This window comes from Phenylobacterium sp. J426 (genome assembly GCF_024699945.1).
Taxonomy (GTDB): Bacteria; Pseudomonadota; Alphaproteobacteria; order Caulobacterales; family Caulobacteraceae; genus Phenylobacterium.
Window position 1 is genome coordinate 826,997 of sequence record NZ_JAJOMY010000001.1, and the last position, 21,749, is coordinate 848,745.

The 21,749-nt window shown below is 70.1% G+C and carries 23 protein-coding genes, 1 other RNA gene and 2 pseudogenes; 12 read left to right on the plus strand and 14 right to left on the minus strand.

The window, feature by feature from the left end; translation table 11 throughout:
* Window positions 1-48: 48 nt before the first annotated feature.
* Window positions 49-147: signal recognition particle sRNA small type (ffs, locus tag LRS10_RS04330), an RNA gene on the minus strand.
* Window positions 148-291: 144 nt separating this feature from the next.
* Here ffs and LRS10_RS04335 point away from each other — a divergent pair.
* The 4 genes and pseudogenes from LRS10_RS04335 to LRS10_RS04350 all read left to right on the plus strand — a co-directional run bounded on the left by LRS10_RS04335 (window position 292) and on the right by LRS10_RS04350 (window position 1,794).
* Window positions 292-660, plus strand: a complete 369-nt coding sequence (locus LRS10_RS04335; RefSeq protein WP_257836170.1) for a glycine zipper 2TM domain-containing protein — start codon at window positions 292-294, stop codon at window positions 658-660.
* Window positions 661-821: 161 nt separating this feature from the next.
* Window positions 822-1,310 (plus strand): annotated as a pseudogene (locus LRS10_RS04340) (calcium-binding protein); the annotation flags it as partial.
* Window positions 1,311-1,392: 82 nt separating this feature from the next.
* A pseudogene (locus LRS10_RS04345) lies at window positions 1,393-1,539 on the plus strand (calcium-binding protein); the annotation flags it as partial.
* 54 nt (window positions 1,540-1,593) lie between these two features.
* Window positions 1,594-1,794 (plus strand): hypothetical protein, encoded by a 201-nt coding sequence (locus LRS10_RS04350; protein ID WP_257839243.1) that lies wholly within the window; start codon window positions 1,594-1,596, stop codon window positions 1,792-1,794.
* Here LRS10_RS04350 and LRS10_RS04355 read toward each other — a convergent pair.
* From LRS10_RS04355 to LRS10_RS04365, 3 genes are all read right to left on the minus strand, one after another.
* Window positions 1,791-2,579 carry a transglutaminase family protein gene (locus tag LRS10_RS04355; protein WP_257836171.1) on the minus strand — a complete coding sequence of 263 codons (789 nt, stop codon included), beginning with the start codon at window positions 2,577-2,579 and terminating at the stop codon, window positions 1,791-1,793. The genes LRS10_RS04350 and LRS10_RS04355 overlap by 4 nt on opposite strands.
* A gap of 3 nt (window positions 2,580-2,582) precedes the next feature.
* Window positions 2,583-2,837, minus strand: coding sequence for a hypothetical protein (locus LRS10_RS04360; protein ID WP_257836172.1), 255 nt, complete (start codon window positions 2,835-2,837; stop codon window positions 2,583-2,585).
* A 123-nt stretch (window positions 2,838-2,960) separates the two neighbouring features.
* The gene (locus LRS10_RS04365; protein ID WP_257836173.1) at window positions 2,961-3,980 is read right to left on the minus strand and encodes a BON domain-containing protein; all 1,020 of its coding nucleotides are present in this window, start codon (window positions 3,978-3,980) and stop codon (window positions 2,961-2,963) included.
* Between the two features lie 216 nt (window positions 3,981-4,196).
* Between LRS10_RS04365 and LRS10_RS04370 the strand changes: the two genes are divergently transcribed.
* From LRS10_RS04370 to nudC, 3 genes are all read left to right on the plus strand, one after another.
* Window positions 4,197-4,790, plus strand: a complete 594-nt coding sequence (locus LRS10_RS04370; RefSeq protein ID WP_257836174.1) for an alternative oxidase — start codon at window positions 4,197-4,199, stop codon at window positions 4,788-4,790.
* Entirely contained in the window at window positions 4,783-4,941 is a 159-nt protein-coding gene (locus LRS10_RS04375) for an alternative oxidase (RefSeq protein ID WP_257839081.1), read from the plus strand. Before LRS10_RS04370 ends, LRS10_RS04375 begins: the two co-directional genes overlap by 8 nt.
* A gap of 97 nt (window positions 4,942-5,038) precedes the next feature.
* Window positions 5,039-5,977 (plus strand): NAD(+) diphosphatase, encoded by a 939-nt coding sequence (nudC, locus tag LRS10_RS04380; protein WP_257836176.1) that lies wholly within the window; start codon window positions 5,039-5,041, stop codon window positions 5,975-5,977.
* A 13-nt stretch (window positions 5,978-5,990) separates the two neighbouring features.
* Here the strand turns inward: nudC and LRS10_RS04385 are convergent, their stop codons facing one another.
* Window positions 5,991-6,836: a prephenate dehydratase gene (locus LRS10_RS04385; protein ID WP_257836177.1), complete on the minus strand. Its 846-nt coding sequence runs from the start codon at window positions 6,834-6,836 to the stop codon at window positions 5,991-5,993.
* Window positions 6,833-7,579, minus strand: a complete 747-nt coding sequence (locus tag LRS10_RS04390) for a 3-deoxy-manno-octulosonate cytidylyltransferase (protein ID WP_257836178.1) — start codon at window positions 7,577-7,579, stop codon at window positions 6,833-6,835. The genes LRS10_RS04385 and LRS10_RS04390 overlap by 4 nt, the downstream gene beginning before the upstream one ends.
* A gap of 125 nt (window positions 7,580-7,704) precedes the next feature.
* Here LRS10_RS04390 and LRS10_RS24325 point away from each other — a divergent pair, with 125 nt between their 5' ends.
* Window positions 7,705-8,643 (plus strand): cytochrome c family protein, encoded by a 939-nt coding sequence (locus LRS10_RS24325; protein WP_308237913.1) that lies wholly within the window; start codon window positions 7,705-7,707, stop codon window positions 8,641-8,643.
* On the opposite strand, the gene LRS10_RS04400 is transcribed toward LRS10_RS24325, so the two are convergent.
* The 5 genes from LRS10_RS04400 to LRS10_RS04420 all read right to left on the minus strand — a co-directional run bounded on the left by LRS10_RS04400 (window position 8,537) and on the right by LRS10_RS04420 (window position 13,261).
* Entirely contained in the window at window positions 8,537-9,364 is an 828-nt protein-coding gene (locus LRS10_RS04400) for a C40 family peptidase (protein WP_257836179.1), read from the minus strand. The genes LRS10_RS24325 and LRS10_RS04400 overlap by 107 nt on opposite strands.
* Window positions 9,361-10,749, minus strand: coding sequence for a M17 family metallopeptidase (locus LRS10_RS04405; protein ID WP_257836180.1), 1,389 nt, complete (start codon window positions 10,747-10,749; stop codon window positions 9,361-9,363). The genes LRS10_RS04400 and LRS10_RS04405 overlap by 4 nt, the downstream gene beginning before the upstream one ends.
* A gap of 36 nt (window positions 10,750-10,785) precedes the next feature.
* On the minus strand, window positions 10,786-11,304 hold the full coding sequence (locus LRS10_RS04410; RefSeq protein ID WP_257836181.1) for a prepilin peptidase: 519 nt from the start codon (window positions 11,302-11,304) through the stop codon (window positions 10,786-10,788).
* 103 nt (window positions 11,305-11,407) lie between these two features.
* Window positions 11,408-11,578: a Flp family type IVb pilin gene (locus LRS10_RS04415; protein WP_257836182.1), complete on the minus strand. Its 171-nt coding sequence runs from the start codon at window positions 11,576-11,578 to the stop codon at window positions 11,408-11,410.
* A gap of 168 nt (window positions 11,579-11,746) precedes the next feature.
* Window positions 11,747-13,261, minus strand: coding sequence for an MFS transporter (locus LRS10_RS04420; RefSeq protein WP_257836183.1), 1,515 nt, complete (start codon window positions 13,259-13,261; stop codon window positions 11,747-11,749).
* Window positions 13,262-13,535: 274 nt separating this feature from the next.
* Between LRS10_RS04420 and LRS10_RS04425 the strand changes: the two genes are divergently transcribed.
* From LRS10_RS04425 to LRS10_RS04435, 3 genes are all read left to right on the plus strand, one after another.
* The gene (locus tag LRS10_RS04425; protein ID WP_257836184.1) at window positions 13,536-14,540 is read left to right on the plus strand and encodes an alpha/beta hydrolase; all 1,005 of its coding nucleotides are present in this window, start codon (window positions 13,536-13,538) and stop codon (window positions 14,538-14,540) included.
* A 170-nt stretch (window positions 14,541-14,710) separates the two neighbouring features.
* Window positions 14,711-15,157, plus strand: a complete 447-nt coding sequence (locus LRS10_RS04430) for a carboxymuconolactone decarboxylase family protein (RefSeq protein ID WP_257836185.1) — start codon at window positions 14,711-14,713, stop codon at window positions 15,155-15,157.
* Window positions 15,158-15,271: 114 nt separating this feature from the next.
* Entirely contained in the window at window positions 15,272-16,708 is a 1,437-nt protein-coding gene (locus LRS10_RS04435; RefSeq protein WP_257835611.1) for an IS1182 family transposase, read from the plus strand.
* A gap of 159 nt (window positions 16,709-16,867) precedes the next feature.
* Here LRS10_RS04435 and LRS10_RS04440 read toward each other — a convergent pair whose 3' ends face one another.
* Both LRS10_RS04440 and LRS10_RS04445 read right to left on the minus strand, forming a co-directional pair.
* Window positions 16,868-17,641, minus strand: a complete 774-nt coding sequence (locus tag LRS10_RS04440; RefSeq protein ID WP_257836186.1) for a tyrosine-protein phosphatase — start codon at window positions 17,639-17,641, stop codon at window positions 16,868-16,870.
* Window positions 17,642-17,651: 10 nt separating this feature from the next.
* A complete protein-coding gene (locus LRS10_RS04445; protein WP_257836188.1) occupies window positions 17,652-19,100 on the minus strand; it encodes an AMP nucleosidase in 1,449 nt (482 codons plus the stop codon).
* A 126-nt stretch (window positions 19,101-19,226) separates the two neighbouring features.
* On the opposite strand from LRS10_RS04445, the gene LRS10_RS04450 reads away from it, so the two are divergent.
* Window positions 19,227-20,483, plus strand: a complete 1,257-nt coding sequence (locus tag LRS10_RS04450; RefSeq protein ID WP_257836189.1) for a dicarboxylate/amino acid:cation symporter — start codon at window positions 19,227-19,229, stop codon at window positions 20,481-20,483.
* A 1-nt stretch (window position 20,484) separates the two neighbouring features.
* Here the strand turns inward: LRS10_RS04450 and LRS10_RS04455 are convergent, their stop codons facing one another.
* The gene (locus tag LRS10_RS04455) at window positions 20,485-21,708 is read right to left on the minus strand and encodes a dicarboxylate/amino acid:cation symporter (protein WP_257839082.1); all 1,224 of its coding nucleotides are present in this window, start codon (window positions 21,706-21,708) and stop codon (window positions 20,485-20,487) included.
* Between the last annotated feature and the right edge of the window lie 41 nt (window positions 21,709-21,749).

Consider the following 21,749-nt stretch of genomic DNA (forward strand, 5'->3'; position numbering starts at 1 on the left):
CGAGAGACCGCGCGCTACGGACACCGCCGACGTTCAATTTTGGGGAAGAGGTGGAGACCGAACGACAACCCGAAGCGGGACCCGTTGTGGCTGCTTCCTTCCGGACCTGACCAGGTTGGCGAGGCGCTCGTCCGCCGCCGATCTCCGAGGCGCTATATGGCGTCAGAGGGGCGGGAGGGCAAGCCCGCAGCGGCCGCCGCACAGTTCCGCCCCGCTCGCGCCCCAGTCCCGCCACACGGCGTCGCGAACGAGGCCGCAGCGTAACAACCGACAGTCTGGGGGCCTTCTCTCATGCGCAAACTCGTAGTCGCCGCGGTTCTCGCCGCCGTCGCCGTTCCCGCCCTGCCGGCCGCGGCCGATCCGCCGGGACACGCGCCCGCCCACGGCCGCCGGGCCAAGGAGCGCATCTACGACGACCGCGGCCGCTATTACGAACCCCGCCGCGTCTCCTACGACAACGTCTGGCGCGGCTCGGACGGGCGCTACTACTGCAAGCGGGACAACGGCACGACGGGGCTGGTGATCGGCGCCGCCGTAGGCGCCCTGCTGGGTCGGGAGATCGACGGCGGCCGTGACCGCACCACCGGCACGATCCTCGGGGCCGCCGGCGGTGCGCTGCTGGGCCGCGAGATCGACAAGGGCGACCTCCGCTGCCGTTAGGCAGCGGTCGTCCGCCATCGTGACGGATCGATCCGCGTCCCTCCTGACCCTTTGAAAGACGCTTGGGTTCCCGGTCGGGAACCCAACGGCTCCGCTTGGAATTGATCGACCGCAGCGGCCAAGCTCTGCTCAGCGGCCGCTCGGAGCTTGGAGCGGAGATCATGGCCATCATCACGGGCACGCCCCACCCCGACCGCCTGGAGGGCGGAGCCGAGGCGGACCTGCTGATCGGACTTGCCGGCGACGACACCCTCTCGGGTCTCGGCGGCGGCGACGAGCTGGTCGGCGGCGCGGGCGACGACATCCTGGACGGCGGGGCCGGCGAGGACGTCCTGAAGCCGGGCGAGGGTTCGAACATCCTGGACGGCGGCGACGGCTTCGACACCGTCGACTACTCCGACCTCACGACCGCGATCGGCGTCGACCTTTACACCGGCGCCTGGCGTGACGCCGGCCAGCTGGTCGACCATTACAAGAGTATCGAGAACGCGGTCGGCACCGCCTTCAACGACACGCTGCTGGGCGACTGGCGCGACAACATCCTCATGGGCGGCGCCGGCGACGACCGGCTCGACGGCCGCGAGGGCCAGGACGTCCTGCGCGGCGAGGCCGGCAACGACAGCCTCTTCGGCGGCGAAGGCTTCGACGACCTGCACGGCAACACGGGCGACGACACCGTCGACGGCGGGCGCCGGCGGCGACTGGGTCGTCGGCGGCCAGGGCGCCGACCTGCTGTTTGGCGGCGACGACGACGCGGCCGACGTCGTCTACGGCAACCTCGGGAACGACACCTGCTACGGCGGCGGCGGCGACGACTGGATCCGCGGCGGCCAGGGGAACGACCTGCTGTTCGGCGGCGCCGGGAACGACCTGATCTGGGGCGACCGCGGCGACGACACCATCTCCGGCGGCGCCGGCGCCGACACCTTCCACGTGTTCGGCGAAGCCGGGCTCGACCGCATCCTCGACTTCAACTTCGGCGAGGGCGACCGGCTCCGCGTGGAGGCCGGCTACACCTGGACGACCGCCCAGGTCGGCGCCGACGTGGTGGTCAGCGTCAGCGGCGGGGCCAGCGTGGTGCTGGTCGGCGTCTCGCTCTCGGCCCTGGGGGAGGGCTGGATCTTCGGGGGCTAGCCCCGGCCGGGCGTCTCGCGCACCGCGAAGCTCTGGCTGACCAGCTCGGCCCGACCGAAGATGGTCATGAACGCGATGTCGGCGGCGTCGGCGCCGCTGGCGATCCGCACCAGGCCCTCGACCGGCGCCTTCCGCGTCGCGTCGGCCAGCCGCCAGCGGCCGCCGACGAACACCTCGACCACCGCGTGCAGGTCGGCCGGCTCCAGCTTCCAGGCATAGGCGCTCACCGCCCGAGCAGGGATGTCGGCCGCACGGCACAGGCTGATGGCCAGGTGTGCAAAGTCGCGGCACACCCCGGCGCGGTCGGCGAAGGTGTCCTCCGCCGTCGTTGAGGCGTTGCTGACGCCGGCCTCGTAATCGACGTGGGCGCAGATCCAGTCGAGGATCGCCTCAACCTTGTCGCCGCCGGCCAGGTCGCCGAATTCACGCGCCACGAACCGCTCGAACCGGTCGGAGGGGCAGTAGCGGCTGGGCCGCAGATAGCGCAGCGCCTCGCCGGGCAGCTCCCGGATCGGGCTGGCGGCCGCACCCTTCAGGGTGTGGTCGCGCGCCGTCACCTCGACGGTGGCCTCGTAGGCGATCTCCATGCGGCCCTGGGCCTGGATCACCGCCCGCCGCTCACCGGACAGGCTGTCGTCCAGCCGTGCGACGGTCCCCTCCGGCGACAGGCTCAGGCGCTCGGCGTGCACCGCCTGGTCCGCGCCCCGCGCGGCCTCGATCAGCAGCAGCGTCTCGCAGGGTTCGGCGAAGTCGTAGGTCAGCCGGGCCTGGACATCGAGCCACATGGGTCAGGCCGCCTGAGCCTGCGCCGGGACCGGGGCCGGCAGGTCCGCCGCCTCCGCCCGGCCCCCCACGTCGACGGGCGCGGCGATGCAGGCGACATGCTTCACGCCGCGCCAGATGTCCCAGGCCACCGCGCCCGGGAGGCTCGGCGGCAGGATGAGGGCCCGCTTCATGGCCACGGCGTCGTCCCACGCAGGCACAGCCACGGCCTCGCCGCGGCGCCCGTCGGGCGCGATCGGAACAAACTGGTACTTCGGCAACGGCAAGCCTCCCCGGCGCCTGCCAAACCCGCGTCTACGGCTAAGGTTCCCGTGGGGCCGGCCAGGCTAAGAAAAAGAGCGGCCCCGTCGCCGGGGCCGCCCTCCATCAGGCCTGCAGGGACCTTAGTTGGTTTTGTTCGAGCCGACCGTCGAACCGGTCGAAGTCGTGCCGCTGGCCAACGAGCTGCGGTCGCCGACGCCGCTGCCGGCCGCGCCCGTTGTCGAAGAGCCCGTTGTCGAGGAGCCCGTTGTCGAGGAGCCCTGCATCGACGAACCCATGGCGCTGGAGCTCGATTGCGACTGGATACGCAGATTGTTCTGCACGTGCTTCACGCCCGAGACCTGCTCGGCCAGGTCCTCGGCGCGGCGCTTGTCCTCGCGGCTGTCGACGGTCCCGGTCAGCGTCACCTCGCAGTTCGACACCGCTACGTCGATCTCGGAGGCGTCCAGCCACGAGTCGTCGGCCAACCGGTCGTTGACGTCGTCGCGGATGCGGTCATCCGAGCGGGTGTAGTTCTTCGGGCCCTTGCCGCGATGCTGGCCCATGCCTATCGCGCCGAACATCCGCCGCATGCCGCTGGGCTCGTCCCCGTCGGCGACGCGGCGAACTTCCTCGTTGGCGTCGCCGAACTGGCCGCCGCTCTCGCCGTGGGAGTGGCCATAGCCGGACGAGCCGCCGTACCGCTGGTCACGCCGGTCGTGCTCCCAGTCGCCGTGACCGCCGCCGTGGCCGCCGCGCCGGTCCTGTCCGCCGAAGCTGCGTCCGCCCCAGGTTTGCTGTCCGAAGCTCTGGCCGGACTGGCCGTGGCTTTCCCCCGAACCGTAGCTCTGACCGGGGTGGCCGGCGCCGCCGTAGCCTTGGCCATAGCTCTGTCCGCCATAGCCCTGGCCGCTCTGGGCATAGCCGGGCGCGCCCCGGTTCTGCCGCTCGCCGTAGCCGTAGCCCTGACCGCTGGAGCCCTGACCACTGTGGCTTTGGCCACTGTAGCTCTGGCCGGACTCGCCGCCGTAGAAGCTGCGCGGCTCGCGGCCGCCGCGACCGCCCTGGCCGCGGTAATTCCGGTCGCCGTCCTCCCAATCCCGGGTGCGGTCGTCGCTCTCGAAGCGACGCATATCGCGATCGTTCCTGTTCCACTCGCTCATGGCGCGTTCCTTCCTTGAGTTGGGGGACGCTCCGAACGCCGGAGCGTGGCCTGCCAACCCGGCGAAGCCGCGATCGTTCCTACGCTGGCGCTTGGCGGCAGACCCACGGCCAAGTCCTCCGGGCGACTACGTAAGGAGAGGCCCCGAATTTCGCGCGGCCGGTTCGATGGGTATCTCCCTGGCCACACGAACGAGATCCCAGTCCGGAGTACGCAGATGACCGCTCCCGCCGCCTTCGCCGCGCAAGCGCCTGGCCAGGCCCCCGCCGCCGCCCTCGAGAACGTCGATTTCACGGTACACCACCAGCCAAAGGGCGCGTCTGACCGCATCGCCTATGGCTTCGTGAAGGCCCTGCGCTTCTTCGCCGACACCTTCTTCGCCAAGCGCTACGGCCACCGCGCGGTGGTGCTCGAAACCGTCGCCGCCGTGCCGGGCATGGTGGGCGCCACCCTCAACCACCTGAAGTGCCTGCGCCGCATGGAAGACGACCGCGGCTGGATCAAGACACTGATGGACGAGGCCGAGAACGAGCGCATGCACCTGATGACGTTCATCGAGGTCTGCAAGCCGACCCTCTTCGAGCGCTTCGTGGTCGTCGCCGTCCAGTGGGTCTTCTATCTGTTCTTCTTCGGCCTCTACCTGGTCAGCAGCAAGACCGCCCACCGGGTCGTCGGCTACTTCGAGGAAGAGGCGGTGGTCAGCTACACCCACTACCTCGCCGAGATCGACGAGGGCCGCAGCGAGAACGTGCCGGCCCCCCAAGATCGCCCTCGACTACTGGAACCTGCCCGCCGGCGCCCGCCTGCGTGACGTGGTCGAGGTGGTCCGCGCCGACGAGGCCCACCACCGCGACGTGAACCACGGCTTCGCGAACGAACTGGCTGGCGGCCCCGTCGCCGAGCCGGTCCCCGCCGCCTGGCCGCACGAAGAACTGCTCCCGCAGTGGAAGCAGGCGGCCTAGAGGGGCGCGCCAGTCCCCTCGACCGCCGCGTGGCCCGCGTCCCATCCCCCAGGGACGCGGGCTATCGCGCGTTCCGCACGCGCTCTACAACAGGACCATGGCCCTCTCCGCCTTCCTCAACACCTTCGCCGGCAACCCGCTGGACCGCGTCAGCGATCGCCGTCCCGACGCCGCCTGGATCGCTTCGCACCTGAGCAGCGCCGAGTCCCTCGGCCTCGCCATGTGGAACGGCCGCCCCCTGGTCGAGAAGGCGGACGGCGCTTCCGGGGCCTCCGGCGGCGTCCAGATCGCCTACCTGCCCGCGCGGCTCGCCGGCGAGCTGGCCGGCGGCCCCGAGCGGCTGCTGTTCCTGGGCCTCTGGAAGGAGACCGCCGTCTTCGCCGTCGACCTGGAGGGGCAGGCCGACCCGACCGACGGCCCGCTGCAGGGCCTCGGCGTCTTCCAGGACCTTCGCCAGATCGCCCTGCAGCTCACGCCGGCGGAAGCGGGCATCTGCGCCACCGCCAAGGCCATGTTCGAGTGGCGCCGCCGGCACCGCCGCTGCGCCGTCTGCGGCGAACCGACCGAGCCCCGCGACGGCGGCTGGAAGCGCCAGTGCCCGTCCTGCGAGGCCGAGCACTTCCCGCGCACGGACCCGGTCGTGATCATGCTTCCGGTGCACGGCGACCGGTGCATGCTGGGCCGCCAGGAACTCTGGCCGAAAGGGATGTTTTCGGCGCTGGCCGGCTTCCTCGAGCCCGGCGAGAGCATCGAGGAGGCCTGTGCGCGCGAGCTGGCCGAAGAGGCCGGACTGCGCACCCGGACCGTTCGCTACCACTCCTCCCAGCCTTGGCCCTATCCGTCGTCATTGATGATCGGCCTGATCGCCGAGGTCGAGGATGACGAGGGAACGCCCGACCAGACCGAGCTTGCCGAGGTGCGCTGGTTCACCCGCGACCAGGCCCGGCAGATCCTTGCCGGCGGCTACGACGGCGTGATGGCGCCGACGTCCATGGCCATCGCCCACCAGCTGCTGAAGGCCTGGGTGGAGGAATAGGGGTCGAAGAGGGCTAGGCCTTCGCCCGGAACGGGTCGGCCGGATAGACGCCCAGGATCTCGAACCGCTCCGAGAAGAAGCCCAGTTCCTCGAAGGCGCGCGCCACGCCGATGTCTTCGGGCCGGCCGTCGACCTCGGCGTAGAAGAAGGTGGCGGTGAACGCCCCGTTCTCCATGTAGCTTTCGAGCTTGGTCATGTTGACGCCGTTGGTCGCAAACCCGCCCAGCGCCTTGTAGAGCGCCGCCGGCAGGTTCTTCACCCGGAAGATGAAGCTGGTCACGCAGGGGCTGGTGAACGGCGGCGGAGCCGGCGCCTTCTCGGCGGTCATCACCAGGAAGCGTGTGGTGTTGTTGTGCTCGTCCTCGAGGTCGCGGGCCAGGATCTCCAGGCCGTACAGCTCGGCGCACAGGGCCGGCGAGACCGCGGCCTTGGTGGGATCGGGATGCTCCGCCAGCTCCTTGGCCGCGCCGGCCGTGTCGCCCGCCGCCTGGGTCTTCAGCTTCATCTTGCGCAGCGTCTTGCGGCACTGGCCCAGCGCGATCGGCATCGAGACGGCCGTGGTGACCTGATCCAGCGTCACGCCCGGATTGACCATCAGCTGGAAGTGGATCGGCTTGAACCGCTCGCCGATGATCTTCAGCCCCGACGACGGCAGCAGGTGGTGCACGTCGGCCACCCGGCCGGCGATCGAGTTCTCCACCGGGATCATGCCCAGCTGGCAGTCGCCGGACTTCACCGCCTCGAAGGCGTCCTCGAAGCTGGCGTGCGGCACGGGCTCATGGTCGGGGAAGAAGGTCGCGCAGGCCTCGTGGCTGTTGGCGCCCAGCTCGCCCTGGAAGGCGATGCGGCCTTTGCTCATGGAGGTCCCCCGATGGTGTTGGCGAAGTGTCGTGCGGCGGCCAGGTCGGCGGGCGTGTCCACCGACATCGGGGCGGCGTCCGCCACCGTCGCCCAGATCGACAGCCCGAGCTCCAGCGCGCGTAGCTGCTCCAGCTTCTCCCGCCGCTCGAGAGGCGACGGTTGGGCGGCGTTGAACCGGACGAGCGCGTCGCGTCGGTAGCCGTAGATGCCCACATGCCGCCAGATCGAATGGTCGCCGTACAGGGTGGAGCGTGTGAAGTAGAGGGCGCGGCCCTCTCGCCCCCCGGGCGACATCGCCAGGACCGCCTTCACCACGTCGGGATTGGCGCGGTCTGCCGGCGAGGCCTCGGGCCCCACCACGGTGGCGATGTCGCACGCCGGCTGCTCGGCCAGCAGTCCCGCGCAGGCGGTGATCACGTCCGGCTCCACGAACGGCATGTCGCCCTGGAGGTTGATCACCACGTCCCGCTCGCCGGCCGGGTCCAGCACGTCCAGCGCCGCCAGGATCCGGTCAGAGCCCGAGGGTAGGTCGGGGTCGGTCAGCACCGCGCGGCCGCCCGCCGCCTCGACGGCCGCCACGATCTCGGGATCGCCTGCCGCAACCGCCACGGGGCCCGCGCCGGCGGCCTGCGCCTGCCGCAGGACGCGGACGATCATCGGTACGCCGCCGATGTCCGCCAACGGCTTGTCCGGCAGGCGGGTGGCGGCCATACGCGCCGGGATGAGGACGATGGGGTTCATGGCACTGTCTGGGCGGTTGCGCCCGCGCCGGTAGCGTGTAAGAGAGCCGCACGCAACAAGGGGCGGGATTCCCGCAGCGTGCGCCGGCGTGCCCGCTGGCCGAAGAGAGGCGTGATCTAGGGACTATGAGCGACCTGACGTTCAACAAAGTCGCCGGTGCGGTTCTGGCGACCGGTCTGGCCATCGTAGGCCTGCGCGAAGTCTCTAAGGGCGTGTTCACGCCCCATCCGCCCGAGAAGATGGGCTATCTGATCGAGGTCGCGGAAGAGACCGGTGGCGGCGCCGCCGCGGCCGAGGCCCCGATCGACTGGGGCACGGTGTTGCCGACCGCCGACGTCGCCGCGGGCGAGGCGGCCTTCGCCAAGTGCCAGTCCTGCCACAACATCGCCCAGGGCGGCGCCAACGGCACCGGCCCGAACCTCTGGGGCGTCGTCGGCGCCAAGCCGGGCGTTCACCCGGGCTTCGCCTACTCGCCGGCCATGACCGACTTCGGCGCCAAGCAGCCGGTGTGGGACGACGAGCACCTCAGCGAGTTCCTCAAGGCCCCGCAGAAGTACATCGCCGGCACCAAGATGACCTTCGTCGGCCTGAAGAAGGCGGAAGACCGCATCAACATGATTGCCTTCCTGCGCTCGAAGGGTGGCAACCTGCCCGTTCCGGCGCCGAACCCGGCCGCCGCCGCGGCCCCGGCGGACGCCGGCGCGGCTCCGGCCGAAGGCGCCGCGGCCGAGGGCGAGCCCACCGCGACCGGCTCGACGGCGACGCCGCCCACCACCTCGGGCGGTCCCGCCGGTCAGGGTGTCGGCGCCCCCGGCGTCGGCGCCGCGCCGTCGCAGCAGCAGGCCCCCCAGCCCTGCCTCGCCGACGGCCTCGGGCAACAGCCGCCAGTAGGCGGCGCCCCGGAATTCGAGAGATCGGGAAGGCCTCCGTTCCGCGGGGGCCTTCTTCGTTTGCGGCCTACAGCACCCGCCGGTAGCCCGTCGGCTCGCCGTAGGCAGGCCGCGCCACCGCGTCGGCCAGCGGCTCCACTGCGGTCATCATGTGCGAGGCGTTGGCGTGGATGATCTTCCCCTCGCCCAGGCCGATGGCCACATGCCCCTTCCAGAACACCAGGTCGTTGCGCCCGAACTCGGCGGCGGCGATCTCGCGGCCCAGGGTCTGCTGCTGGTCGGTGTCGCGCGGGCAGGCCATGCCGCAGGCGAACAGCGCCTGCTGCACCAGGCCCGAGCAGTCCAGGCCGAGGCTCTCGCGACCGCCCCACAGATAAGGCGCGCCCACGAAGCGCAGCGCCACCGCCGCCGGGTCCTCCTCGAAGACCCCGATCGGCGCCAGGTGGTCGGCGGCGACCCAGCCTGAGCCCGTCACCTTGGCCAGCCGGCCCTCCTCGGCCTCCACCGTCACCAGGCTGTTCAGCGAGAACAGGCCCATCGCCCGGCTCTTGATGCTCGGCCCCTCGAACGCATAGGTGCGGAGGGTCGCCACCCGGTGGGTCGCCCGCGGGCCGAGCGGCGTCAGCGCGCCCTTGGCCACATAGCCCACATAGCCGTCGCGCCGCGCCTGCCCCAGGACGAAGCCGCCGTCCTCCTCCAGTACGTCGAAGCGCTCGCCGAACAGCAGCTGGTCCATCTGTTCGGAGGCGGCGCTCGCCTCCCGATGGATGCCCGTCGCCGCCATGCCGCAGGTCATCGGCGTCGGGTCCAGATAGACCTCGGCGTCGACGATCCCTTCCAGGCCGCGGGCGGCGATCCCGTCGCGCAGCAGAGTCGTGCGCGTGTCGAAGCTCATGCGAACCGCTCCCGGATCATGCGGTAGAGGGCGCGGATGGTCTGGGCCTCGGCGCCGGACGGCGCGCCCGGCCTGGCCCTCGGATTCCACGCGAAGATGTCCAGATGGACCCAGGGGCCGGCATCGGCGCCCGCGGGTGCGAATTTCTGCAGGAACAGCGCCGCCGTCACCGAGCCGGCCTGGGCCCAGGCGTCGGGGTCGTTCTTGAGATCGGCGACGTCGCTCTCCAGCGCCTCGACATAGCCCTTCCACAGCGGCATCCGCCACATCGGGTCGGCCTCGGCCTCGGCGGCCGCGGCGATCTGCGCCGCCAGCTCGTCGTCCTCGGTGTAGAACGGGATCACCTGCGGCCCCAGCGCGATGCGCGCCGCGCCGGTCAGGGTCGCCAGGTCGATGGTCAGCGCCGGCGCGAGCTCGCCCGCCCGCGTCAGCGCGTCGGCGAGGATCAGCCGGCCCTCGGCGTCGGTGTTGCCCACCTCCACCGTCAGGCCCAGCCGGGTCGCCAGCACGTCGCCGGGCCGCATGGCGTCGCCCGAGATGGCGTTCTCCACCACGGGACACAGCACCGCCACCCGCACCGGCAGCTGGGCGGCCATGAGCATCCGGCCCAGCGCCAGCGCATGCGCCGCCCCGCCCATGTCCTTCTTCATCAGCCGCATGCCGGCCGACGGCTTGATGTCCAGCCCGCCGGTGTCGAACACCACGCCCTTGCCGACGATCGCTACGAGGGGATCGCCGTCCTTGCCCCACCCCAACTCGATCATCCGCGGCGCGCGGTCAGGGTGCGCCGCCCGCCCTACGGCGTGAACGGCCGGATAGTTGGCCTCCAGCAGACCCTCGCCCTCAACCACGGTGAGGGACGCGCCGTACTGATCGGCGATCTCGCGGGCGATGGTCTCGATCTGCCGCGGGCCCATGTCGTTGGCCGGCGTATTGACCATGTCGCGCGCCAGGGCGCAGGCGTGCGCCACCGCCTTGGCTTCCGCGAGCTCGGCGCCGGGGCAGACCAGCCGCGGCCGCTCGCCGTCGCGGGCCTTGTAGCGGTCGAAGCGGTAGCTCCCCAGCGCGAAGGCCAGGGCGATGCGCTCGACCGCAAGCCCCTCAGGCGCGGCTTCGATGCGGTAGGCTCCGGCCGGCAACCTCGCCGGCAGCGCCCGGAAGGCCATGGCGTCCGTCTGCGGACCCACGCCGAACAGCACCTTGGCCAGCGCTCCGTCCGCGCCCGGGACCAGCAGCACCTGGCCGGCCTTGCCCTTGAACTCGGAGGTCTTCGCCAGTCCGGCCGCGTAGGCGTCGCCCGCGAGCAACGCCTCGGCGGCGCTTTCCGACACCGCATGGACGGGGACGATCGGCCCGTCCCAGGCTTCGAGGATCACGTCGGACATGCTGTTCCTGTCGCCGATGTAGCCCAGACCCGCAACCTACAGCGCCGCGAAGGCGCTGAGGAACGGCGCATGCGGGAAGGCCGCCAGCGCACCCACGGCGATCGCCACGCCGTAGGGGATGCCCTCCTTGGGCTCAGCCAGGCGCACGACCCACGAGGGTCCCATCAGCACCACCGGTCGGAACAGCGGCCTGCGCATCCACAGCACCAGCAGGCTGAGCCCGCCACCGGCGACCGCCGTGGCCAGCAGGAAGCTCGGCAGGCCGGCCAGGCCCAGCCACAGCGCCGCGGCGGCGAACAGCTTGGCGTCCCCGCCGCCGATCCAACGGAGCGCGAAGAGGACCATGCCGGCGACCAGGGCGCCCAGCCCGACTGCCAGGTGCACGCCGACGTCCGTCAGCGGCAGTCCGGCGGCCAGCGCCGCGGGGGCGAAGGCTGCGGCCAGCGCCAGCGAGATCCAGTTGGGAATGGTGAAGCTCGTCACGTCCTTGACCGCGGCCACGATGACCAGGGCCGGGAGCGCAAGGGCGAGCAGCGCGGCGACGGGAGCGAGCATGGCGCGATCATGCCCGACAGCCGTGAACGAATGGAAAAGAGCGCAAATGAAAAGACCCCCGGCGTCGCCGCCGGGGGTCTCGTCAGTGCAGAAGCCGGTCGGCTTACGCGCCGTTGATCGCGCCTTCGATCTCTTCGAACTTCGAGTTCAGGCCGGTGCCGATCAGTTGCAGGGCGCCCACGAGCACCACCGCGATGAGGGCGGCGATCAGGCCATACTCGATGGCCGTGGCGCCCGACTCGTCCTTCATGAAGCGGGTAACGAACTTCGACATGGTCACTCTCCTTGGTCTTCAGCGAGCAGACGTTGGGGGGCTTCAAGCTGACGCCTGCTCGCCCCGATTGGCATGACCACAATCGCAAAGTGCGCTTAACCCCCAGTAAACACGGGAACTACTGGCGCGAATATTCTATGGTTTACTGATATTCAGCATTGATATCTATTAACCAAGCGGCCGGCTCCCGAGGTTTTCTTCAATGGAATCAGCCTTCGCCTCAGCCGCCACCGCATCGAGCCGCCCGCCGCCGCGCACGAAGAAAAGTCCCGCCAGACCGATCCCCAACAGCACGAGGATGGTCGCCAGGCCGCCCTGCTGGGTCCGGGTGAGCTCGGTTCCGAGGTTCACCAGGGTCGGCGCCAGCCACGCCGTCGCCACCCCTGAGAGCGCGAAGACCCCGAAGAACGCCCCGCTCTGCGCCGCCGGCGTCAGCCGCACCAGCATCGTGCGGCTGGACGCGTACTGGGCGGTGATGAAGATCGCCGAGACGAACCCCAGCCCCACATAGATCCAGTCCGGCAGCGTGCGGAACACCGGCCCCGCCCAGAGCGGCGCGTGCGCCGCGGCGTCATAGGGCCAGAAGAACAGGATCCGGTCGGGGGCCATGCCGAGGATCGCGGCGAGCGCGGCCATCGAGAACGCGATCTCGATCTTCAGCGCGGCCTTCGGCCCAAGCGCCCCGTCCAGCCAGCGGGCCACATAGCCGCCCAGCACCGCGAAGATCGACAGCAGCACGCCATAGGCCAGCATCTCCAGCGCGCCCCACTTCATCACGCCCACCGCCAGCACCCCGGCATAGATCAGGATGGCGTTCATGCCGTCGACGAAGAACATCCGCGCGCCCAGATAGACGGCCGCGTCGCGCTGCTGGCCCACCGTGCGGATCATCCGGCCAAGCTCGGCCGCGCCCTGGCGGAAGGCGCTCAGCGCAGGGATGCCGGTGCGCGGCGCATCCGGCGTGAACAGCAGCAGCGGGATGGTCCCCAGCGCCAGGAGGGCCGCGGCCATCAGGGCCACCACCCGCTCCGGCTCGTGCGTCGCGGGGTCCAGGCCGAACAGCGGCGCGGCCGGCACGAAACCCCAGTCCACCTTGCCCGGCAGCGCGAAGGCCCAGGCCGTGAACGCCAAGGCCCCCACCGAGAACAGGTTGCCCAGCGACAGCGCGAGGCCCGAGGCCTTGTGCGCCCCGCCGATCCCTGCCGCCCGCACCAGCAGCGAATTGTGCAGCACCTCGGTGTAGATGAAGAGCACGCGCGCGAACGCGCCCAGCGCCAGCACCGTCGTGAGCGTCATCCAGCCGCCTGGCTTCGCGAACCACATCAGGGCGATCGCCGGGACCATCAGGCCGACCGTCAGGGCGAGCCAGCCCTTCCGCGGCCCCAGCTTGTCGATCGAGGCGCCCAGGAAAGGCGCCGTCAGCATCACCGTCCAGCCGATGTACTGATCCCAGCGCGAGATCACCGCCTGGCCCTGCACCGGGTCGCCGACCAGGGTCGCGGCCACGTAGGGCATGAAGATGTAGATGGTGACCAGGATGATGAACGGGTCGCGCCCGCCCTGGAACACGGCCCAGGAGATCCCGCCGCGATCCAGCCTGCCGTCGCCGCCCACCGTCGCGGTCACCGGCGGATCGACCACCGCCGCAGGCCCGCGCGCATCCACCGCTTCCGGATCGAGCATGAACGTCCCCTCTTCGGGCCGCTCTCTCGTGTCCGGCGGCGCTTGGCCGACACGTTAGCCCCCTGACGCTGCGCCGCAATCATCACTCCGTGATTCACGCGCAGGTGATTGGGGCGGACGGGTCCGCGGGCGCACACTTCCCGCAGGCTTCTCTGGAGGTCTGTTCCCTGAAGCGCCCGCCACGGTTTGCGGAGGCCGTGGCGGGCGCGGCTGTGTCGGCTTGGCGCCCGGCCGTCCCCGCCGCTACGCTCGAAGCTCACATCGGGGGAGGTCCATGGGCAGGCTCTGGAGCGCGGCGCTCGCCGTCGCATGCGCGGTCGCCGCCGCTGGCGTCGCCCTGGCCCAGGTCCAGACCCAAGTTGCGCCACCGACACCCGCGTCGGCCGACGCCCTGGCGGATCCCGGCCCGCCGCTCAGCGGCTATCCCCGCAACGCCCTCCGTCCGCCGACGCCTGCCGAGCTGAAGACCGCCACCTACGTCCGCGACGTCATCTACGGCCACCGCGACGGCATGGCGCTCACCTACGACGTCTTCAGGCCGGTGCGGAAGGCGAACGGCGCGCTGGTGGTCAACATGGTGTCCGCCGGCTGGCGCTCGTCCTGGGCCCCGCCCGAAGAGCGCCAGGCCCGCTACCAGGCGCTGATCGACCAGGGTTTCACCGTCGTGGCGCTCTATCATTCCTCGGCCCCGCGCTTCCAGGTCCCCGACGCCGTCGCGGACGTGCGGCTGGGCCTGCGCCACATCCGGCTGCACGCCCGGGACTACGGCGCCGATCCCGCGCGCATCGGCGTGTGGGGCGCGAGCGCCGGCGGGCATCTCGCCCTCGTCGCCGGCATGATGGCCGACGACGGAGATCCGGCCGCCGCCAATCCTCTCGAGCAGTCCGGCAATCGCGTGGCCGCCGTCGTCGCCTACTTCCCGCCCACCGATCTCGAGGTGCTGCTCAAAGGGCGTCCGAAAGGCGGGGCCATCGCCTTCGACGACAAGCTGCTTGCCTCCGTCTCCCCGATCCACGGCGTCGATCCACGCGATCCGCCGACGCTGATCCTGCACGGCGACGCCGACAAGGGCGTGCCGCCGGCCCAGGCCGAACTCATGCGCGCCGCCCTCGAGAAGGCCGGCGTCGAGAACGAGCTGCGGCTGTTCGCCGGCGCCGACCACGACTTCTACGTCAAGGGCGACCCGGCCAGGACGGACGCCTACGCCACCAAAGCCATGACCGCCATGGTCGCCTGGTTCCAGCGCCACCTGAAGAGGTCAGCGAGCCCTGGCCGGTGAGGGTCGGCAGCGGACTTGAGCTCAGCGCCGCAAAGCTGACGTTCCGACGACCTGCCAGAAACCGCTTTACCGACTTCAGAGAGACGCGGCCCCCGAAGGAGGTAGCCTCATCCATGTCACAGCGAAGGCGCGCCGCACGTCTCCTGCTCACAGCCTAGACAGGAGATCCGATGGTACGTTTGACTTGGTCTGAGGTCGCCCCGGAGGGTGCGAAGGCCCTCTACGGCGTCCACCACTACGTGGTGACGCGTACCAAGCTCCCAGCGGAGCTGATCCATCTCGTGTTCCTTCGGGTGTCACAGATAAACGGCTGCGCCCACTGCATCGACCTGCACAGTCGCGATCTGCGGAAGACCATGTCGGTCGACAAGATCACGCTCGTGCCCGTGTGGGATGAGATTCCGCACCTCTTCTCCGACATGGAGCGAGCGGCGCTCGCCTGGGCGGAGGAGGTGACCCGCGTCAGCGAGACCCATGCATCGGACGAAGCCTATGCCGCAGCTTCGGCGGCCTTCGAGCCAAAGGATCTGGTGGACCTCACCATCGCAATCGCAGCGATGAATGCGTTCAACCGGCTGGGCGCGCCGTTCCGCTTGCCGGTCTCGGCGACGGTCTAGAACGGGAGGCCTTCCGCGGATCGGAAGCGGATGATCTTGATATCCGCTTCCGACCGAGGCTGTGTAAAAACGCGAAGCAGGGCAGACTCCTGACACACGGGTCGGGAGGCGCTGATGAGCCGCTTCGTCGAGGGTGAAGATCGCCGTCAGCCGGTGCTGCTTCCCAGCTGTCTGGACGACTACGTCAGCGACGAGAACCCGGCTCGGCTGATCGACGTCTTCGTTGATGAGCTGGATCTCGGCGGCCTGGGTTTCGAGATCGTCCCGGCTGCGACGGGCCGGCCGGCGTATCACCCGGCGATGCTGCTGAAGCTATACATCTATGGCTACCTCAACCGGGTGCAGTCGAGCCGGCGGCTGGAGCGCGAAGCACAGCGCAACGTCGAGCTGATGTGGCTGACGGGGAAGCTCGCGCCGGACCACAAGACCATCGCCAACTTCCGGAAGGACAACGGCGCAGCGATCCAGGCGGCCTGCGCCCACTTCATTGTGCTGTGCCGTCAGATCGGCCTGTTCACTCAGGCGGTGGCTGCGGTGGACGGCAGCAAATTCAAGGCGGTGAACACCCGCGACAAGAACTTCACGCCGGCCAAGCTGAAGAAGCGGATCGAGCAGGTCGCGGAGCACATCGCCGGCTATCTCCAGGAGCTGGACACCGCCGACCGTCTCGAGGGCGAGGCGGTCGAAGCCCGCACCGTGAAGCTCAAGGACAAGATCGCCACGCTGCGGGCGCAGATGCAGGCGCTGAAGGCGATGGAGGCGCAGGTGGAGGCGTCCCCTGACGGCCAGGTATCGCTGACCGATCCGGACGCGCGATCCATGGCCACGAGCGGCCGCGGCAGCGGCATCGTCGGCTACAACGTCCAGAGCGTCGTCGACGCCGAGCACCACCTGATCGTCGCCCATGACGTGATCACCACGGGCAGCGATCGCCAGCAGCTCGCCGAGATGAGCGGCAAGGCCAAGGACGCCATGGGCGTGGAGCGGCTCGAGATGCTGGCCGACCGAGGCTACTTCTCCGGCGAGGAGATCCTGGCCTGCGAGCAGATCGGCGTGACGCCGTACGTGCCCAAGCCGCTCACCTCAGGTGCCAAGGCCGATGGACGCTTCGGCAAGCAGGACTTTGCTTACGTGCCCGAGCAGGACGCCTATCGCTGTCCCGGCGGGAGCCTGCTCCGGCGGCGCATGACGACCGTCGAGAAGGGGCTCACCCTGCATCGCTACTGGGATCGGGCGAGCTGCCAGGCCTGCGCGCTGAAGCCCCAGTGCACGCCCAGCGTCGAGCGCCGGATCACCCGCTGGGAGCATGAAGCCACGATCGAGGCGCTGCAGCGGCGGATGGATCTCGCGCCCTACGCCATGCGGGCCCGCCGGCGGATCGTCGAACACCCCTTCGGGACGATCAAAGCCTGGATGGGCCACACCCACTTCCTAATGAAGCGGCTCCCGAACGTGAAGACGGAGATCAGTCTCCACATCCTCGCCTACAACATGAAGCGGGTGATGCAGATGCTCGGAACGGGGCCGCTGATCGCGGCGATCCGGACCTGAGGGAGCGGCGCGTCTAGCCCGCCTGCCATCAGCGGCTCAGCGCCGGCAGCGAGTTTTTACACGGCCTCGACCCATTGCGGACGTTGACGCCCGTTCGGGCCGCCGCGCGGACAGAGCCTCGCGCCCGACCGAAGCGAGCGACGCCGACCGGCCCCACCGCTAGGCCAAGAGCCGGTCGTGAATCCGCTCGCGCAGTTGCGGCGTCAGGCCCAGGGCCTCGTCCAGGTAGCCGTCGATCGAGCCGTGCCGTGCGCGCATCGCCGCGAACGCCCGCTCCAGGTACTCGGCCTCCACCCGCATGGCCACGATCAGCGCTTCGTCCGATGGCACGCGGCCGCCGATCTCGGTGAAGTGCTGGCGCATCACCGGCAGCCGGCGCGCGATCCGCTCCTCGTTGTTGGTCAGCAGATAGTCCTCGACGATGTCGTCGTCGTGGACGCCGGCTACGTGGTGGGTCAGCGCGCACAGGATGCCCGTGCGGTCCTTGCCCGCCGCGCAGTGCACCAGCACCGCGCCCTCGGCCTTGGCCAGCGTCTGGAAGTAGCGGGAATAGAGGTCGACGTGTCGGGCGGCGTGCGGGGCGCCGTCGTAGTACTCCAGCATGTAGGCGCGGAACGACTGGGCGGTCAGGTCCGAGCGGGCGATGAACTCGTGCCACTCGTCGGCGTGCTCCTGGCCGATGTCGTTGGCGATGACCTCGGCGGCGAAACCCTCCCAGCGGCGGCTGGGGTTGGTCTCGCGCTCGTTCGACCGGCGCAGGTCGACGATCACCGACAGGCCCAAGTCCCGCATCTTCTGCAGGTCGGCGTCGGTCGCCTGAGCATGGTTCGCCGAGCGGTACAGCAGGCCGCGCTTGAGCCGCCGCTGGCCGGCGGCGTAGTCGCCGAAGTCCCGGAAGTTCTCGATGCCTTCGAAGGGCAGCAGTCGGCTCATCGGTGAAGTCTCATCTGAACGGCGGTTCGTCGAAGCTGCGCAGCTTGCGCGAATGCAGGCGGGCGCCTTCCTGCCGGAGCAGGTCGACGGTGGCGAGGCCGATCTGCAGGTGCTGGCCGATCGCCCGCTCGTAGAAGGCGTTGGCCTGGCCCGGCATCTTGATCTCGCCGTGGAGCGGCTTGTCCGAGACGCATAACAGGGTGCCGTAGGGGACGCGGAAACGATAACCCTGGGCCGCGATCGTGGCGGACTCCATGTCGATCGCCACGGCCCGGCTCTGGTTGAAGCGCAGCGCGCTGGTCGAGTAGCGGAGCTCCCAGTTCCGGTCGTCCGTCGTCACCACGGTGCCGGTGCGCAGGCGCCGCTTCAGCACCTCGCCCGCCTCGCCGGTGACGATCTCGGCCGCGCGGTTGAACGCCACCTGCACCTCGGCGATCGGCGGGATGGGGATCTCCGGCGGCAGCACCCGGTCCAGCACGTGGTCGTCGCGGAGATAGGCGTGGGCCAGCACATAGTCGCCGATGGTCTGGCTGCCGCGCAGGCCGCCGCAGTGGCCGATCATCAGCCAGGCCTGCGGCCGCAGCACCGCCAGGTGGTCGCAGATGGTCTTGGCGTTCGAAGGCCCGACGCCGATGTTGACCAGCGTCACCCCCGCGCCGCCTTCGGCCATCAGGTGGTAGGCCGGCATCTGGTGCCGCCGCCACGGTCCCGAAGCGACCGCGCCTTCCGGATCGGGCGTGTCGGCGGTCACGGTGATTCGTCCCGGCGCGGACAGGGCCGTGTAGCGGCTGTCGGTCTTCAATTGCTCGGCCGCCCAGCGCACGAACTCGTCGACGTAGCGGTGGTAGTTGGTGAACAGCACGTACTGCTGCACGTGCTCGGCCGGGGTGCCGGTGTAGTGGGCGAGCCTCGCCAGCGAGAAGTCGGTGCGCAGGCCGTCGAACAGGGCGAGCGGTCGCGGCCCCTCGTGCGGGACGAGGAAGGCGCCGTCCGCGACCTCGTCGCCGATGTGCGCGAGCTCGGTCGAGGGGAAGTGCCGGGCGATCTGCGCGGCCCCGATGTCGGCGAGCGCCAGGTCGCGGGCGCCGTCCAGCACATAGGGGAAGGGGATCTCCTGTTCGGAGCGCCCGACGTCCAGCTCGACGTCGAAGTCCTGCTGCAGCAGGGACAGCTGTTCGACCAGATAGTCGCGGAACAGGTCCGGCCGCGTCACCGTCACCGCATAGCGACCGGGGATGCCGACCCGGGCGAAGGCGCGGCTGATGCGCGGATAGGGCTTTCCTTCCGGCCAGGTGAGCCGAAGCTCGGGATAGACGTAGGCGCCCGCCCGCCGCGCGACGGGGTCAGGCGGCGGGCCGCCGACCAGGAAGGATTTCAGGGAGGTCCGCAGCGCCGTGACGCTGGTGCGGTATTCGTGTTCCAGCCGATCGACGATGCCGGCTGCGTCTGTCTTCTTCATCGTGCGCGTTATAGCGGCGTCGTGTGACGGTTGCCATTCCCCCCGGCGACGGGCCTGCGGCGACCCGCTGGACGAGGGCTCGGTTCTTCGCGACAAAGGCGCCTCTTTCGATTGGCCGGGGGCCCAATGAACCGCCTTTTCACCTACCTCATCGTCGGCGCCATGGTGCTGGGCGTCCTGGTCGGATGGTTGATCAACGCCAACCTTCCGGCCGCCGAGGCGACGGTGTGGGCCGACAACCTCAACATCCTGACCACCATGTTCCTGCGGCTGATCAAGATGATCATCGCGCCGCTGGTGTTCTCCACCCTCGTGGTGGGCATCGCGCACATGGGCGACGCCACCGAGGTCGGACGCGTCGGGGTGAAGACCATCTTCTGGTTCATCCTGGCCTCGATCACCTCGCTGACCCTCGGCCTGGTGATGGTCCATCTGCTGCAGCCGGGCTCGGGGCTCTCCATCGCCCTGCCCGACGCCGCGGCCGGAGGCGCGGGCGTCGACATGTCCAAGTTCACCCTGGCCGAGTTCATCACCCACCTGGTGCCCAGCTCGATCGTCGACGCCATGGCGCGCAACGAGATCCTGCAGATCGTGGTCTTCTCGGTATTCGTGGGCGTCGCCATCTCGGCCATCGACGACAAGGCGCCCCAGGTGCTGGCCCTCGTCGAGCAGATCGCCCAGATCATGCTCAAGGTGACCGGCTATGTGATGCGGTTCGCGCCCATCGCGATCTTCTCCGCCCTGGCCGCCGCCATCGCCACCAAGGGCCTGGGCGTGCTCGTCACCTATGCCAAGTTCGTCGGCGGCTTCTACCTGTCGCTCGGCCTGCTCTGGGTGCTGCTGGTGGTGGTGGGCGTCCTGCTGGTCGGCCCGCGCATCCTGAAGCTGATCGGCAACCTGCGCAGCCCGATCCTGCTGGCCTTCTCGACCGCCTCGTCCGAGGCTGCCTATCCGCGCACCCTGGAGGAGCTCCAGAAGTGGGGCGTCAGCCGCAAGGTCGCCTCGTTCGTGCTGCCGCTCGGCTACTCGTTCAACCTCGACGGCTCGATGATGTACTGCACCTTCGCGGTGCTGTTCATCGCCCAGGTCTACGGCATCGAGCTGTCGATCGCCCAGCAGATCACCATGCTGGCGCTGCTGATGATCACATCGAAGGGCATGGCCGGCGTGCCGCGCGCCTCGATCGTCGTCATCGCCGCGACCCTCGCCTACTTCGACATGCCCGAGGCCGGGGTCGCCCTGATCCTCGCCGTCGATCAGCTGCTCGACATGGGCCGCTCGGCCACCAACGTGGTCGGCAACTCGGTCGCCAGCGCGGTTGTCGCCAAGTGGGAGAACCAGATCGAGGAACCCGCCGCGGCCGAACCCGTCCGCGCCGGCTGACCTACTCGATGGGCGGGGCGCGGTAGGTTTCCGCGTCCAGCTCGCCTTCCCATCGCGCCACCGTCACCGCCACGGCCAGGTCGGCGGTGTTGTTCGGGATGGTGCGGGTCATGTCGAGCGGACGGTCGAAAGGCAGCATGAAGCCGACCACCAGAGCCGTCTGCTCGGCGCTGACGCCGAGAGTGCTCAGCACCGCGGCCAGCATGAACAGCGACGCCGACGGGACCGGGGCCGAGCCCACCGCCACCAGGACGGTGGTTACGCCGGCGAACGCCAGCTGCGCCAGGGTCAGCTCGATGCCGAACGCCTGGGCCGCGAACATCGTCAGGATGCCGATGTAGAGCGCGGTGCCGTCCATCGACACCGTCGCGCCGATGGGCAGCGCCGTGGCCGCCACGGTCGGGCTGACGCCCAGGTTCTTCTCCGCCACTCGCATGGCCACCGGGAGGGTCGCCGCCGAGGAGGAGGTGGAGAACGCCACGAGCACCGCCTCGCTGATGCCGCGGAAGAACGGCAGCGCCGGCAGCCGCGCCACCAGCCTCAGAAGCCCGCCGTGGATCACGAGCACCTGCAGCAGGCTGCCCGCGACCAGCGCGCCGGCGATCAGCGCCACGTGGCCGAACACCGCGAAGCCCACGGTGCCCGTCACCCAGGCGATCAGCGCGAAGACGCCGAACGGCGCCGCCTCCATCACCACCCGGGTGATGAACAGCATCAGCGACACCCCGGCCTCGAACAGCCGGCGCACGGGCCCGGCCGCCTCGCCCTGCACCAGCACCGCCGCCCCCAGCAGGATGGCGAAGAAGATCACGGCCAGCATGTCGCCGGCCGCCAGGGCCTCGAACGGATTGAGCGGCACGATGGCCAGCAGCTGATCCACCACGGGCGGCGCCTCGCCCACCGCCTTGGGCGTCGTCCCGGCGAAGCTGACGCCCACGCCCGGCTGGAACAGCGCCCCCATCGACAGGCCGATGACGACCGCGCAGGCGGTGGTGGCGAGGTAGAGGGCCAGGGTGCGGCCCCCGATGGACCCCAGTCGCCGCACCTGGCCCATCCCCGCCACCGCCGAGACGATCGAGACGAACACCAGCGGCACGACAATCATCCGGATCAGCCGGATGAACAGGTCGCCCAGCCATTTCAACCCCTCCGCCGCCTCGCCCAGCAACAGCCCGGCCAGGCCGCCCAGCACCAGTGCGCCGAGGATCCGCTTCCACAGCGCGATGTCGAACCACCAGCGCTGGAGGGGGCTGCGGCTCGGTCGTG

Bases quoted from the DNA above. Each gene is read 5' to 3' on its own strand.
- LRS10_RS04405 (WP_257836180.1), bottom strand. From the start codon at position 10,749: ATGTCCGACGTGATCCTCGAAGCCTGGGACGGGCCGATCGTCCCCGTC.
- nudC (WP_257836176.1), top strand. From the start codon at position 5,039: ATGGCCCTCTCCGCCTTCCTCAACACCTTCGCCGGCAACCCGCTGGAC.
- LRS10_RS04430 (WP_257836185.1), top strand. From the start codon at position 14,711: ATGGTACGTTTGACTTGGTCTGAGGTCGCCCCGGAGGGTGCGAAGGCC.
- LRS10_RS04400 (WP_257836179.1), bottom strand. From the start codon at position 9,364: ATGAGCTTCGACACGCGCACGACTCTGCTGCGCGACGGGATCGCCGCC.
- LRS10_RS24325 (WP_308237913.1), top strand. From the start codon at position 7,705: ATGAGCGACCTGACGTTCAACAAAGTCGCCGGTGCGGTTCTGGCGACC.
- LRS10_RS04435 (WP_257835611.1), top strand. From the start codon at position 15,272: ATGAGCCGCTTCGTCGAGGGTGAAGATCGCCGTCAGCCGGTGCTGCTT.
- LRS10_RS04450 (WP_257836189.1), top strand. From the start codon at position 19,227: ATGAACCGCCTTTTCACCTACCTCATCGTCGGCGCCATGGTGCTGGGC.
- LRS10_RS04390 (WP_257836178.1), bottom strand. From the start codon at position 7,579: ATGAACCCCATCGTCCTCATCCCGGCGCGTATGGCCGCCACCCGCCTG.
- LRS10_RS04335 (WP_257836170.1), top strand. From the start codon at position 292: ATGCGCAAACTCGTAGTCGCCGCGGTTCTCGCCGCCGTCGCCGTTCCC.
- LRS10_RS04370 (WP_257836174.1), top strand. From the start codon at position 4,197: ATGACCGCTCCCGCCGCCTTCGCCGCGCAAGCGCCTGGCCAGGCCCCC.
- LRS10_RS04355 (WP_257836171.1), bottom strand. From the start codon at position 2,579: ATGTGGCTCGATGTCCAGGCCCGGCTGACCTACGACTTCGCCGAACCC.
- LRS10_RS04440 (WP_257836186.1), bottom strand. From the start codon at position 17,641: ATGAGCCGACTGCTGCCCTTCGAAGGCATCGAGAACTTCCGGGACTTC.
- LRS10_RS04425 (WP_257836184.1), top strand. From the start codon at position 13,536: ATGGGCAGGCTCTGGAGCGCGGCGCTCGCCGTCGCATGCGCGGTCGCC.
- LRS10_RS04420 (WP_257836183.1), bottom strand. From the start codon at position 13,261: ATGCTCGATCCGGAAGCGGTGGATGCGCGCGGGCCTGCGGCGGTGGTC.
- LRS10_RS04415 (WP_257836182.1), bottom strand. From the start codon at position 11,578: ATGTCGAAGTTCGTTACCCGCTTCATGAAGGACGAGTCGGGCGCCACG.
- LRS10_RS04365 (WP_257836173.1), bottom strand. From the start codon at position 3,980: ATGAGCGAGTGGAACAGGAACGATCGCGATATGCGTCGCTTCGAGAGC.
- LRS10_RS04445 (WP_257836188.1), bottom strand. From the start codon at position 19,100: ATGAAGAAGACAGACGCAGCCGGCATCGTCGATCGGCTGGAACACGAA.
- LRS10_RS04385 (WP_257836177.1), bottom strand. From the start codon at position 6,836: ATGAGCAAAGGCCGCATCGCCTTCCAGGGCGAGCTGGGCGCCAACAGC.
- LRS10_RS04410 (WP_257836181.1), bottom strand. From the start codon at position 11,304: ATGCTCGCTCCCGTCGCCGCGCTGCTCGCCCTTGCGCTCCCGGCCCTG.